The sequence below is a fragment of the Comamonas squillarum genome (assembly GCF_025309455.1).
GTDB classification, from domain to species: Bacteria; Pseudomonadota; Gammaproteobacteria; order Burkholderiales; family Burkholderiaceae_C; genus Comamonas; species Comamonas squillarum.
On sequence record NZ_CP104377.1, the window covers coordinates 3,849,567 to 3,862,621 of the forward strand.

Consider the following 13,055-nt stretch of genomic DNA (forward strand, 5'->3'; position numbering starts at 1 on the left):
GCATGGACTGGCAACGCTTTACCCAGCAGCACGGCCGTTTTGCCATCGACTGGCAAGCCGGCGACGGCGCGCTCTACCTGCCGATCACATTGAACTGCTACCGCCCCGAGGGCCTGGCCGCCGATGCACCGGTGGTGCTGGTGCAGCACGGCGTGCTGCGCAATGGCGACGACTACCGCGACTTCTGGATGCCTGCGGCCGACCGCTACGGCCTGCAGATCATTGCGCCGACCTTTGGCAACGAGCACTGGCCCGGCGTGGAGAGCTACAACAACGGCAGCGTCTGGAGCGAAGCGGGCGACCTGCAGCCGCGCGCCTACTGGGCCTACCAGGCGGTGGCGAACCTGGCCCAGCAGCTTCGTGATGCCGGCGTGCTGCGCGGCCAGCCGCTCTACCTGTTTGGCCATTCGGCCGGCGGCCAGTTTGTGCACCGCCTGGTCAGCACCCTGGGCGCGGCCGGCTTTGCCGGCGTGGCAGCGGGCAACCCGGGCTGGTACACCTTGCCCGATGTCCAGCAGGACTTTCCACAAGGCCTGGCCGGCATTGGCCTGGCCGATGGGGCGCTGGCCCAGCTGCTGCGCACCCCACTGGTCATTTTGGCGGGCGACCGCGACACCGATACCCAGGACCCGAACCTGCCGGCCGAGCCCGCCGCACTGCGCCAGGGCCCGCACCGCTTTGCCCGCGCCCACCACTACTACGCAGCGGGCCAGCAGGCGGCAGACCGGCTGGGGCTGCCGCTGGCCTGGCAACTGCATGAGGTCGCCGGCATCGGCCATGACGGCGAGGCCATGAGCCATGTCTGCGCCCACCTATGGTTTGAAGGGCGCATGCCCGATGCGGACTGGCTGGCCCCCTGGGCCGGCCGGGTCACCGCCTGATCTCCTATCACTTTTCGACAAGACCCAAGGAACAACGATGCAAGCAACAACGCAACAACTGGTGGATGGCATCTCGGAATGGATGCGCTGCGAATCGCCATCGAACAACCCCGCCTCGATCGCCCGCATGGTCGAGATGATGCGTGCCCAGGCCGCCGCCGCTGGCCTGCGCGCCACGGTGATCGAGACCCAGGCCGAAGGCAAGCAAGGGCTGGGCCCGGTGCTGCCCGTGCTGCACATCACCAACCGCGCCGAGGGCGACACCCGTGAAGGCCTGCTGATCCTGGGCCACTCGGACACCGTGCACCCCATCGGCATGCTGGCCGACAACCCGATCCGCATCGAAGGCGACCGCCTCTATGGCCCCGGCGGCTACGACATGAAGGCTGGCATCTACCTGGCACTGACCGCGATGAGCGCCGTGGCCACGCCGGGCAGCACGCCGCTGCCGGTGGACCTGCTGGTCGTGCCCGACGAGGAAACCGGCAGCCACGCATCGCGCAAGCACATCGAGGCCTTTGCCCGCCATGCCCGCTACTGCCTGGTGGCCGAACCTGCCCGCGCCAACGGTGGCCGCTGCGTCACCGCCCGCAAGGGCACCGGCATGCTGCGCCTGGGCGTCAAGGGCCTGGCATCGCATGCGGGTGTGGCCCATGACAAGGGCCGCAGCGCGATCCGCGAGATGGCGCACCAGATCCTGGCGCTCGAAGCGATGACCGACTACCAGAGGGGTGTGACCGTGAGCGTGGGCACCATCGAAGGCGGCACCACCACCAACACCGTGCCGGCCTTCTGCAAGTGCGTGGTCGATTTCCGCCTGCCCGATCTGCAGGCCGCCGATGAGCTGGTGGGCAAGATGCGTGCGCTGCGCCCCGTGGGCGAGGGCCTGACGCTCGATATCGATGTCGAAGTGAACCGCCCTCCGATGGTCAAGGACGCCCGCGCCGAAGCGCTGCTGGCCAAGGCCCAGCAATCAGCCCGCGAAGCCGGCTTTGCGCTGGAAGAAGCGCCCCCTACCGGCGGCGGCAGCGATGCCAACTTCACCTCGGCCATGGGCGTGCCATCACTCGATGGCCTGGGAGCCGATGGCGACGGCGCCCATACGGTGTATGAGCACATTCTGGTGTCCACCCTGGAGATGCGGGCGCGCTTCTGGTTGCATCTGCTGACCCACCTGGACTAAGACCAGGGGCTGGCCCCAGATGCGGGTCAGCCTTGCTCGCGAGGTGATCCCTTGAACTGCACGGGCTGGGTGCGCCCACCCTTGCGGCGCACCACCACGGTGCCGGCGATCTTGTCGTGCCAGCCCTGCTTGCGCGGGTCAAAGGCCACCCAGATGAGGCCGAGGCACAGCGGCACGATGGACACAAAATAGCCGAGGTAGCGGACCACCGATTGGCCCAGGCCCATCGCCTCTCCCGTCTCGGCATCCACTATCTCGGCCCCTATCAGCATCTTGCCCGGCGTGGCCCGCAGCTTGTGCCACAGCCAGATGCAGGCCACTGCGGGCAGCACCCAGCTGATCAGCACATCGGCGGGGCCCTGCACCAGGCCTTCGGCCATGAAGTAGTCCCAGCCGTATATCGCCACCAGGGCCGGTGTGATGATGACGAGCAACACCACCGTGTCGATCAAAGCTGCCCCGACGCGCGCCCAAAAGCCGACATATTCCAGATCGCTGTTATCCATTTTTTGCTCCACTGAGTGGCGCCATCTTAGGCCTGTCCGGTAAAGCCGAGGTGACAAGACCTGGGCGCGCCATGGCAAGATGCAGGCTATCTTCACTGCCCGAGAGCGCACCATGGCACCACCGAATCCCGAGCTCCGCATGGCCCCCGATATGTGGGCCTTTGAGGCTCTCTACGCCCAGCCCGCGATGCTGGATGGCGAAACCCTGCGGGCCGCGCTGGCCGAGCGCCTGGGGGCGGTGGGCCTGGTCGCAGATGGCGACACCATCTTGCTGGCGCTGCGCGACTACTGCGTGGACTACAGCGACAAAAAGGGCGTGCCCAGCGAGGTCGCGATCATCCGCGCAGGCGAGCCGATGGCGCCCACCGATTACGCCAGCGCGCTGGAGCAGACTTGGGACTGGCCCGAAAAGGAAAGCGCGCTGGCCCAGTGCCAGCACTGCGTGCTGGTGAGCGAGTTCATGGGTAGAGGCCTTTCTGTGCCCGAGCGGCTGGAGATCCTACAAGCGGTCATGCATGTGCTGATCGAGAACGGGGGCGTCACTGCCATCAGCCAGACCAATGCCGGCTGCCTGCTGAACCCGCAGCGCTATCTGCAGGCCCATGCCGAAGGCTTTGTCTACTACGGCGTCGTCAATGTGCGCTTTTTCAACATCAGCAACCGCCCCGGCGAGATGCTGATGGACAGCCTGGGCGGCGCCACCTTTGGCGTGCCCGATGTGCAGCTGCTGTTCTCCGAGATGGACCCCGCCGAAGTCTCACGCTTTGTGTTCAATACCAGCGTCTACCTGGTCGAGCACGGCAATGTGATTGCCGACGGCCACACGGTGGCCGGCATCGATGGCCACAGCAAATGGGCCTGCAAGCACCTCGATGCGCTGGTCGAGCCCGAGCGGCTGGTGGTGGATATTGATCCACACCCCGCTGAGGGGGCCGGGCAGGGAGGCTAAGGCTTAGAGTCGCTTTTTTACAGGTCTCGAAAGGGCCCAGAGCCGCAATCAGCTTCTTCGTCGACTGATAGTGTTGGACCCAACCCACCGCGTGGTATGGATAGGAGCAGCGCGCAGCCGCAAGTTGTATTGATGCACATTGTTGAAATTACGCACCCGAACAAAGCCATTGTCTTCATCGGAGTAATTTTTGGAAATCTATCTTAGTTGGGGTTTTTGCTGCTAAGGCGTAACTGGTAGGACTAGTTATATTTTCGATTGGGTCTCATCAATTCCCCGAGTACTATCTCCGCACAGGTTTTTTTGTAGCCCTGCCGGTCTACTTCCTCTGAAGGTTTGTATTCCGGCAAGGTACAAATGTACAGTGAACTAATGAGAACTTAGGTTTTAAAAGGATGCTAATGATAATTCAATGCTAATTAGTTAAGATTTCAACATTGGGATGAATTGCCAAATATGGTGTTAACGTCTGAATCGTAGTTTTTACTCTATTTGAGTTGTTGTGATAGCATCCATAATTATTATTATCAATATAGCCGGAAACCACACCCACAGCATTTCCATTGGATGCAGTTCGATCAGTAGGGTAAACAACTGGGCCACCAGAGTCCCCAGGCTCACTGCAAAATGAAGCAATAGTAAGTCTCAAAGCCCGACCATTTCGGTTGACAGCAGTATTAACCGATTCTACCAATCCGCAGCGTCTTCCGGAAATCTTGCCATCTGCACATAACGAAGATCCGCGCATTGCATTAGTTATTGGTATGACAGGCTTCACGGTTCGCCCCACTGCATGCCCTGGGATTAGGTTGAAAGCCTCATTCACATTGCCAAACAGAACGCCATCAATGTTATTTCTATAATATGTATTGGCCAAAAAATCGCCTATATATGCTCCCATGCGTGGATTTCGAAAACCTCCAGAGTCTATATATACTGCTTCTGTGTCATCCACTATTTCGCAATGCCCTGCAGTTACCACTACCCCAATAGATGTGCCTTTTAATTTGGCATTGAATCCCGAAGTGCAGCCACCTTTAAATAAATTAGAGCTAGGTGGCGTTCCTCGATTTGCGATTACGATAGGGGATCCACTAGGTAGTGAAGGCTTTGCACTTGGCCTTTCAGGTGCATCTTGATTTTCAAAGACGATCATATCAAAATTATATTTTTCTACACTAAATAATAATTGAATATTTTTGATATTGAGTGATTTTGTGCTAAGTACAATTTTATTTCGTCTTGGGTCGACATCTAGGGAGAATATTAGGACGTCCCCATCTGCATCCTTTAGGGTAAAAAATTTATCGATGATTTTTTCTTTTAATTCGTTGAGCTGTTTTAAAGTATATTTAGCCGAGACAATTTTCAAGTTGGTTTCTTCTTTGTATCTTTTATGAACTATGATTTCATCGGTGACTGCAAGAACTTGATATGCTTTTCCTTCTGAATCATGCTCAATCCAAGTCCCTGCATAAAGATCACTTATCTCGGATTTGAATTTTTCCTCATTCGCATTGGCAGCTAACACGATTTTTTGATTTTCATTCACTGCGTCTTCGGAAAGGCCTGCATTTTTCAAAGCTTGAGATTTTGAAATAAATGGCTCTGTGTTTTGAGCGGATGCATTGAAAGATATAAGTGTATTCAAGAGGGCTATCGCAAAAGCATTTGAAAATAAAATTCTTTTCACAAGCAAACTCCTTGAAAATGATGAATGTCAGCCTAGTTGGGATTTGTGGGAGTACCCAAAAAATTTGTGTTTCTTTGGAGTTTTGATCATATGTTGGTGAAGTTGCTAGCGTCAAGCATTTTTAACACACTTCAAAAAATGGTTCCTCAGGGTACATGTTCTTTTATTTGTTAATATTCAGAAAAACAATATTTCTATAGTTTCTCGTTTATTTCGTCATATTTATGCCAAAAAAGCCGATCACCAAGGCATATTCAGATGAAAAGTATACGGAGTGTGCAAAGAATAAAGAGTGAGTAGAGAGATCACCTGAGCCGAAAGCGCAGCTAACGAAAGGAGACAAGCTTCGGTGCGGTGTTTCAGTATGTTTTTCAAATGGGCCTGTCTGAGAACTTGGTTCCTACGCTTTAGCAACTTAGGAGGACCCCACCGAAGTCTCGCGCTTTGTGTTCAATACCAGCGTCTACCAGGTCGAGCACGGCGAAGTCATCGCCGATGGCCATAGCAAATGAGCCTGCAAGCACCTGGATGCGCTGGTCGAGCCGGAGGGGCTGGGCAGGGCGACTAAGGCTTAGGCCGGCGTGTAGCTGCCGGTGCCATGGGGCCAGGTCGTCAGCACCTCATGGCCATCGGGCGTCACCGCCACCATGTGCTCCCACTGCGCCGACAGCGAATGGTCCTGGGTCACGACGGTCCAGCCATCGGCCAAGGTCTTGACCTGGCGCTTGCCGGCATTGAGCATGGGCTCGATCGTGAACAGCATGCCGGCCTCGAGCACCAGCCCCTCGCCCGGGTTGCCGTAGTGCAGCACATTGGGGGCATCGTGGTAGGTTTGGCCTATGCCATGGCCGCAGAACTCGCGCACCACGCCAAAGCCTGCCCCTTTGGCCACCGTCTCGATCGCATGGCCGATATCGCCCAAGGTGGCGCCCGGCCGCACCTGGGCAATGCCCGCGCGTAATGCCTCGTAAGTGGTCTCGACCAGTCGTTTGGCCAGAATGCTGGGCGTGCCGACAAAATACATGCGGCTGGTGTCGCCAAACCAGCCATCCTGGATGACGGCCACATCGATATTGACGATGTCGCCCTTTTTCAGAATCCGGTCCTCGGACGGAATGCCGTGGCAGACGACATGGTTCACCGAGGTGAGGATGGTCTTGGGATAGCCCTGGTAGCCCAGATTGGCCGGCACCGCCTTTTGCACGTTCACGATGTAGTCGTGGCAAATGGCATCCAGCGCCGCGGTGCTGACCCCCGGCACCACATGGGGCGCAATCATCTCCAGCACCTCGGCCGCCAGCTGCGCCGCCTGACGCGCACGGGCCAGCTCGCTCGCCGTATGCACCGGCGTGATGCTTTGCGTCATGCCGCCATCCTTGCCTTGGCAACCAGCGCATGGATATCTAGGCCGCCGTCCAGCTCCGCCTGCACCAGCACCTGGCAGATCGCGCGGTGGTCCAGATCAGGGTACATCTCGGCAAGCATGCCCACCCGCATCCAGTGCTCGGCCTGCGCATTGATGGAACGGGAGAGCGCCGCGCCCGCGACCCGCAGATTCTCATGCATAGGGTCGGAAATTTTGACGATGCCCATGACTATCCTCTATAAAACATACGCAGATTGTATATGTTTTATATATTATTCGTTTATGCGCGGTGTGTGTGGCGATGTCGGTATCGGCAATAAAGATATATCTTTACAAAAAACCGGCTTGAAATCTTCCATTGAAAGATATATCTTAGATGCATCTTAGTAAAGGAACACAGATGCCACATCCCCATCACCACTTTCAGCACCACCCCCACCTCTGCAGCCCCCGTGGCCGCCATATGGGCGAAGAGGGCGGCCCTGGCCGGGGCCCACGCCACCATGGCGATGGCCCGGGCCACGGCCCGCATGGCCATGGCCACGGGCCGGACGCTGCACGCCACCTGGCGCACAAGCGTGAGCGCATGTTCGAGGCTGGCGGCCTCAAGCTGCTGGCGCTGCATTTGATTGGCCAGCAACCCAGCCATGGCTACGACGTGATCCGCGCCGTGGGCGAGCTGGTGGGCGGCGACTACCAGCCCAGCCCCGGCACGATCTACCCGACCTTGAGCTACCTGGTGGACATGGGCCATGCAACCGCCAGCGAATCCGAAGGCGGGCGCAAGCGCTACACCATCACTGCCGAAGGCGAGCAGGCCCTGGCCGAGCAAGCCGATGCGCTGCAGCTGCTGCTGACGCGCCTGGCCCGTGGCAAGGACCGCGATGCCCGCCAGCGCCCGCCGCAGCTGGTGCGCGCGATCGAGAACTTCAAGATGGCCCTGCGCCTGAAGATGGCCGGCGACGGCGAGACCGCACTGTCGGCCGAGCAGATCGACAAGATGGCTGCGCTGCTGGACGAGGCCGCGTTGAAGATCGAAAAGGCCTGAGCGCGTTCCGGGCCTGTTGCCCGGCCGCCGCAAAGCTTGCGCCATATCGTGTCGCCAGGCCCTGGGCCGGGGTATGCTCGGTAGCTATCCATCCTCCGGGATGACAACCTCTACCGAGCAAGACCATGCAACGATGCCACTTTGTAGCCGCCACCCTGGTCATGGGCAGCGGCTCTGTTTTTGGCCTGGCCGGATGCGCATCCCGCCAGTCTGCCCACCCCCGTGCCGACCGTGCGCTGCACAAGGCGCTGACCCTGATTGAAGCCCAGAGCGGTGGCCGCCTGGGCGTTTATGCGTTGGATGCCGAGACCGGCGGCGAGGCCGGCTACCGCAGCGATGAGCGCTTTGCGATGTGCAGCACCTTCAAGACCTTGCTGGCCGCCCATGTGCTGTACCTGGGGCAGACGGGTGCGCTGGACCTGGGCCAGCAGGTGCGGGTGACCTCGGCCGACATGGTGCCCTATGCGCCGGTGACGGAAAAGTACCAGGACCAGCCCGGCGGCATCAGCCTGCTGGAGCTCTGCGAAGCGATCGTGGTGGTCAGCGACAACGTCGCGGCCAACCTGCTGCTGCGCGCCAGCGGCGGGCCGGAAGCCTTGACGGCCTGGCTGCGCACCCTGGGCGACAAGGCCACGCGCCTGGACCGCATCGAGCCGCTGCTCAACACGGCAGCGCCCGGCGACCCGCGCGACACCACCACGCCGCGTGCGATGCAGGCGACCTTGCAGGCGCTGCTGCTGGGAGATGTGCTCAAGGGCTATGGCCGCGCGATGCTGCAGCAGTGGCTGAGCGACAGCCGCACCGGCGACCAGCGCGTGCGCGCGGGCCTGCCGTCCGAGTGGCGCGTGGGCGGCAAGACTGGTGCCGGTGCCCACAGCACCGCCAATGACTGTCTGATCGCCTGGCCCAATGCCGCCTCGGAAGGCCTGATCATCACAGCCTTCCTGACCGGCGGCGAGCGCACAACGGCGCAAAGCGACGCGGTGATGGCCAAGGTGGGCGCAGCGATTGCGCAATGGCACGCTGCGCTGTAAGCGACGCTACTCCTACGATTTGGCAGCTTGCTGGCGCGGCCCCGCCAGCAAGCCCTTGCACAGCTGCAGCAGCGCCCAGACCAGTACCAGCGGTATCACCAGCGTCTGCAGCGCAAACACCACCATCAAGGTCACCAGCCGCTCGACCTGCTGGTCGAGCTGCTGCTGCAGTTCGCTGAGCTTGTCGCGCAGCGCATCGCCCGGGTTGCGTACGAGATCCTGCACCCCCGATGCCGCCTGGCTGGCCGATTGCTGGGCCTGCTGCCCCCATTGCTTGAAGCGTTCCCAGAGGCCGGATGACGCCGTCACGGCGGGGCTGGCCGGCGGGGTCGGCGTTGCTGCGTCCGCACTTGGCGCCTTGGCCGGGGCGCGCACATCAAACTGCTGCAGCTGGCCGACGGCGCCTTCGGTGGCGATTTGGTTTTCCTGGTAGGTGCCAGCCATAAAGTGCTGGAACAGCGCCTCGCTGCCGATGATGGTGACCGGCATTACCAGCCGGGTGAACAGCAGCACCACCAGCAAGCGGCTGAGCCAGGTGGGCACCGCCTGCTGGCGCCAGCGCAGCAGCAGCCAGGCCAGCGCGATGGCGGTAAGCACGCCGGTCACGCCATAGCTGCCACCCATCGATAGCAGCAGCTTTTGCAGGCCAAAGGCAATGCTGGCCCAGAGCATCCAGTCGGCAAACTGCGCCACCAGGTCGCTGATGGGGGCCAGCACCTGACCCAGCGTCAAGGTCAGGCCCACGCCCATCGGCTGCACGGCCAGCTCGGTGCCCTGCAGCACCGAGACGACGCTGTGCAGCGCACGGGCGGTGGCAAAGCTGAGCAGGGAGCGTTGCAGGCCGTCATCCACATAGCGGTCGGCCATGGCCTGGAAAGCTGGCAGCCAGCACAGCACAACGGCCAGCACCAGCAGGCTGGCCAGTGCGATCTGGCGGGGTGTCCAACGGGATGCGACCAGGGGGCGCGGAGAGGGGAGCGGTTGGTTCATCGGCGGGCGGCCAGCGGGGTGGCCGTGGGTCGAAGGAACAACCGATTATTCCAGATACATCTGCGCGAGCTTTTGCTGCGCCTTTGCATCCACGCCCAGCACCTTTTCCACATAGTTGGGGATGCTGCCATAGTCCTGCAGCACCGGCTCGATGGCGGCGGTCAGGAAGGGCTCCTGCACCCGCCACAGCACCTGCAGCACTTCCTCGGGGATGTGGGCGGCAGCGGCCACGGCTTCGGCCGGGCGGTGGTAGTAGTCGTTGGTCAGCAGGTAGTCCTGCAGCACGACATCCTGAGGCACGCCCAGGGTGGTCAGCAGCAAGGTGGCGGCCCAGCCGGTGCGGTCCTTGCCGGCGGTGCAGTGGAAGACGATGGGCGCATCACTGTCGAGCAGCATCTCGAAGAACTGTGCAAACGGCGCGGCATTGTCGTGGATAAAGCTGCGGTAGGTGTCCTGCATCAGCACGACGGTGTGGTCGGGCGTCAGGCGCTGGCCTTGCTGCATCAGGCTGAAGGCGCGCTGCACAAGCGTTGGCTCAATGGCCAGCGAATGGTGCTGCAGGCCATCGATCGCATAGTGGTCCACGGTTTGCTCGCGCTGGCCGCGAAAATCGGCCGAGCGGGCCACGCCCAGCTCGCGCAGCAGCTGCAGCTGGGACTCGGGGCTGAGCAAGGCCAGGTGGTCAGAGCGGAACAGCTTGCGCCAGCGCACCGTGCGGCCGTCCAGGCCCTGGTAGCCGCCCAGATCGCGGAAATTGGTGGTGCCCGCCAGTGGCAGGTGGCGGCTATGGGCCTGGGGGGTGGCCTCGGAGGTGATGGGTGCAGATTCGGCTTGGATGGGCATGCTTTGTTTATAGCCCATCTGCAAGTCCGGGGTACGACACCAGGGTGTCATCCCTTTGCAGCGCTTTTGAGCGCCGCAGCGCCGGGCGGGCGACTCTGTCTCAACCGTGACGGCCTGGCACGCCGGGCATGGCACCATTTGCCCATGGGTCCTCGCCTGGGGGCCTGCCACCGCTACCGAAGACCGCACCATGGATTTTTCCCTGTCCCCCGAACTGCTGGCGCTGCGCGACAAGACCCGCGCGTTTATTGCCGAGCAGGTGATTCCGCTGGAAAACGATGTCCGGCAAAGCCGCCATGGCCCCGATGAGGCGCTGCGCCGCGAGCTGGTCGAGCGCGCCCGCGCGGCCGGCCTGCTTACGCCCCATGCCTCGCGCGAGTTGGGTGGGTTGGGGCTCACGCATGTCGAAAAGGCGGTGGTGTTTGAGGAGGCCGGCTACTCCTGGCTGGGCCCGACGGCACTCAACATCCATGCGCCCGATGAAGGCAATATCCACCTGATGGAGGCGGTGGCCACCCCGGCCCAGCAGGCGCGCTGGCTGCGCCCGCAGGTAGCGGGCCAGCTGCGCTCCTGCTTTGCGATGACCGAGCCGGCGCCCGGTGCCGGATCCGACCCGGCCGCGCTCGCCACCGTGGCGGTGCGCGATGGCGATGACTACCTGATCAGCGGGCAAAAATGGTTCATCACCGGCGCCGAAGGGGCGGACTACGCCATCATCATGGCCCGCACCGAAGACGGCGGCGCCACGATGTTCCTGAGCGATATGGACCAGCCCGGAATCACGCTGGAGCGATCCATGGATGCGATGGATGCCTGCTTTACCGGCGGCCACGGCGTGCTGCGCTTTGACCAGCTGCGCGTGCCGGCCAGCGCCATCCTGGGCGAGGTTGGCAAGGGCTTTCGCTATGCCCAGGTGCGCCTGGCGCCCGCGCGGCTGACGCACTGCATGCGTTGGCTGGGCCAGGCCCGGCGCGCGCAGGATGTGGCGCTGGCCTATGCCCGCCGCCGCACCGCCTTTGGCAAGCCGCTGTCCTCGCACGAGGGCGTGGGCTTTATGCTGGCCGACAACGACATGGACCTGCACACCGCGCGCCTGCACATCTGGCACACGGCCTGGCTGCTGGACCAGGGCGAGCAGGGCAGCTACGAGTCGAGCCGGGCCAAGGTCGTCTGCTCCGAGGCCGAATGGCGCGTGGTGGACCGCTGCGTACAGATTTTGGGCGGGCAGGGCGTGACCATGGAAACCCCGGTGATGCGCATCTTCATGGACATGCGCGCCTTTCGCATCTACGACGGCCCCAGCGAGGTGCACCGCTTCAGCATGGCGCGCAAGCTGGTGCAGGCGGCCGAGAAGGATGCGCAGGCCGAGCGCGGTGTGCCAGCGATCATCCAGGCGGTGCCCGCAGCGCCGCGCCCGCTGTGAACGCCGCCTCCAGCCCGCAGGCGCTGGCGCAGCGGCTGCAGCCTTATTTGCACGGCCTGGGCCTGTCGGGTGGCGAGCCGGTCACCGTCAGCGTGCTGGCGGGCGGCCAGTCCAACCCCACCTACAAGCTGCAGGTAGGCGGCCGGCAAATGGTGCTGCGCAAGCAGCCCGCTGGCAGCCTGGTGGCGGGAGCGCATGCGATTGACCGTGAGCACCAGGTGATGCAGTCCCTGGCCGGCACGGCGGTGCCCGTGCCGCGCATGCTGGCCTATTGCGACAATGCCGAACTCTTGGGCACGCCGTTTTACCTGATGGATTTTTTGGACGGCCGGGTGCTGGTGGACCCGGCCTTGCCCGGCATGCAGCCGGCCGAGCGCGGCGCGCTGTATGCCGAGATGAACCGCGTGATCGCCGCGCTGCACCAGTTGGACCCGGCCGCGCTGGGCCTGGGCAGCTATGGCCGCGCCGGCGGCTATGTGGCGCGGCAAACCAAGCGCTGGAGCCAGCAGACCCAGCAGTTGCGGGTGCCCGTAGACCCTGCGATGCATCAGCTGATGGACTGGCTGCCCCAGCATCTGCCCCAGGCCGAAGAGACCACCCTGGTGCATGGCGACTACCGGCTGGACAACCTCGTTTGGCACCGCAGCGAGCCGCAGATCATTGGCGTGCTGGACTGGGAGCTGTCCACCTTGGGCGATCCGCTCGCCGACCTGGCCTACCACGGCATGGCCTGGCGTGTGCCGCCTGCGCTGTGGCGCGGCATGGGTGGTTGTGATCTGGCGGCCTTGGGCATCCCCGACGAGCGCGCCTACCTGGCAATGTATGCCGAGCGCGCGGGCCGCGACCCGGGCCCGTTGTGGGAGTACTACCTCGCCTTCAACCTGTTTCGCATGGCCGCCATCCTCTACGGTATTGCGCAGCGCGCTGCTGATGGCACCGCCGCTGCTGCCGATGCAGTGGCCACAGGCGCCAAGGCCGGCCCGCTGGCAGCGCTGGGCTGGCAATGCGCGCAGGCTTTTGAGCGCGGTTGATCAGCACGCAGAAAAACCGCCACCCGCTGCGGCAGCGGGGCTGGAGCAGTCCCAAAAAGTCGCAAAAAACCCAGGCTGCCGCTGGGCAGACTGGGTGCTGGGATTCAA

General features: G+C 62.3%; 13 protein-coding genes. 7 read left to right on the plus strand and 6 right to left on the minus strand.

Features of this window, described 5'->3' with window-relative positions:
• Window positions 1-2 precede the first annotated feature (2 nt).
• Both N4T19_RS17645 and N4T19_RS17650 read left to right on the plus strand, forming a co-directional pair.
• Window positions 3-881, plus strand: a complete 879-nt coding sequence (locus tag N4T19_RS17645; RefSeq protein WP_182344575.1) for an alpha/beta hydrolase family protein — start codon at window positions 3-5, stop codon at window positions 879-881.
• A gap of 37 nt (window positions 882-918) precedes the next feature.
• Window positions 919-2,064 carry a M20 family metallopeptidase gene (locus N4T19_RS17650; protein ID WP_182344577.1) on the plus strand — a complete coding sequence of 382 codons (1,146 nt, stop codon included), beginning with the start codon at window positions 919-921 and terminating at the stop codon, window positions 2,062-2,064.
• 26 nt (window positions 2,065-2,090) lie between these two features.
• Here N4T19_RS17650 and N4T19_RS17655 read toward each other — a convergent pair whose 3' ends face one another.
• Window positions 2,091-2,570: an RDD family protein gene (locus N4T19_RS17655; RefSeq protein WP_116925537.1), complete on the minus strand. Its 480-nt coding sequence runs from the start codon at window positions 2,568-2,570 to the stop codon at window positions 2,091-2,093.
• Between the two features lie 112 nt (window positions 2,571-2,682).
• On the opposite strand from N4T19_RS17655, the gene N4T19_RS17660 reads away from it, so the two are divergent.
• A complete protein-coding gene (locus N4T19_RS17660; RefSeq protein ID WP_260718658.1) occupies window positions 2,683-3,519 on the plus strand; it encodes a DUF4261 domain-containing protein in 837 nt (278 codons plus the stop codon).
• A 415-nt stretch (window positions 3,520-3,934) separates the two neighbouring features.
• On the opposite strand, the gene N4T19_RS17665 is transcribed toward N4T19_RS17660, so the two are convergent.
• From N4T19_RS17665 to N4T19_RS17675, 3 genes are all read right to left on the minus strand, one after another.
• Window positions 3,935-5,212, minus strand: a complete 1,278-nt coding sequence (locus tag N4T19_RS17665) for a S1 family peptidase (protein WP_260718659.1) — start codon at window positions 5,210-5,212, stop codon at window positions 3,935-3,937.
• Between the two features lie 571 nt (window positions 5,213-5,783).
• Window positions 5,784-6,578, minus strand: a complete 795-nt coding sequence (gene map, locus N4T19_RS17670; protein WP_116926017.1) for a type I methionyl aminopeptidase — start codon at window positions 6,576-6,578, stop codon at window positions 5,784-5,786.
• On the minus strand, window positions 6,575-6,805 hold the full coding sequence (locus N4T19_RS17675) for a ParD-like family protein (protein ID WP_116926018.1): 231 nt from the start codon (window positions 6,803-6,805) through the stop codon (window positions 6,575-6,577). Before N4T19_RS17675 ends, map begins: the two co-directional genes overlap by 4 nt.
• 173 nt (window positions 6,806-6,978) lie before the next feature.
• Here N4T19_RS17675 and N4T19_RS17680 point away from each other — a divergent pair, with 173 nt between their 5' ends.
• Both N4T19_RS17680 and bla read left to right on the plus strand, forming a co-directional pair.
• Complete coding sequence (locus N4T19_RS17680) at window positions 6,979-7,626, plus strand: PadR family transcriptional regulator (protein ID WP_260718660.1); 648 nt, start codon at window positions 6,979-6,981, stop codon at window positions 7,624-7,626.
• Between the two features lie 125 nt (window positions 7,627-7,751).
• Window positions 7,752-8,660 carry a class A beta-lactamase gene (gene bla, locus N4T19_RS17685; RefSeq protein ID WP_260718661.1) on the plus strand — a complete coding sequence of 303 codons (909 nt, stop codon included), beginning with the start codon at window positions 7,752-7,754 and terminating at the stop codon, window positions 8,658-8,660.
• 12 nt (window positions 8,661-8,672) lie between these two features.
• Here the strand turns inward: bla and N4T19_RS17690 are convergent, their stop codons facing one another.
• A complete protein-coding gene (locus N4T19_RS17690; protein ID WP_260718662.1) occupies window positions 8,673-9,650 on the minus strand; it encodes a hypothetical protein in 978 nt (325 codons plus the stop codon).
• A gap of 45 nt (window positions 9,651-9,695) precedes the next feature.
• The gene (locus N4T19_RS17695) at window positions 9,696-10,493 is read right to left on the minus strand and encodes a tyrosine-protein phosphatase (RefSeq protein WP_116926193.1); all 798 of its coding nucleotides are present in this window, start codon (window positions 10,491-10,493) and stop codon (window positions 9,696-9,698) included.
• 190 nt (window positions 10,494-10,683) lie between these two features.
• Between N4T19_RS17695 and N4T19_RS17700 the strand changes: the two genes are divergently transcribed.
• Together N4T19_RS17700 and N4T19_RS17705 are read left to right on the plus strand one after the other, a co-directional pair.
• Window positions 10,684-11,916: an acyl-CoA dehydrogenase family protein gene (locus tag N4T19_RS17700; protein ID WP_260718663.1), complete on the plus strand. Its 1,233-nt coding sequence runs from the start codon at window positions 10,684-10,686 to the stop codon at window positions 11,914-11,916.
• Window positions 11,913-12,947 carry a phosphotransferase family protein gene (locus N4T19_RS17705; protein ID WP_409935124.1) on the plus strand — a complete coding sequence of 345 codons (1,035 nt, stop codon included), beginning with the start codon at window positions 11,913-11,915 and terminating at the stop codon, window positions 12,945-12,947. The genes N4T19_RS17700 and N4T19_RS17705 overlap by 4 nt, the downstream gene beginning before the upstream one ends.
• Window positions 12,948-13,055 lie beyond the last annotated feature (108 nt).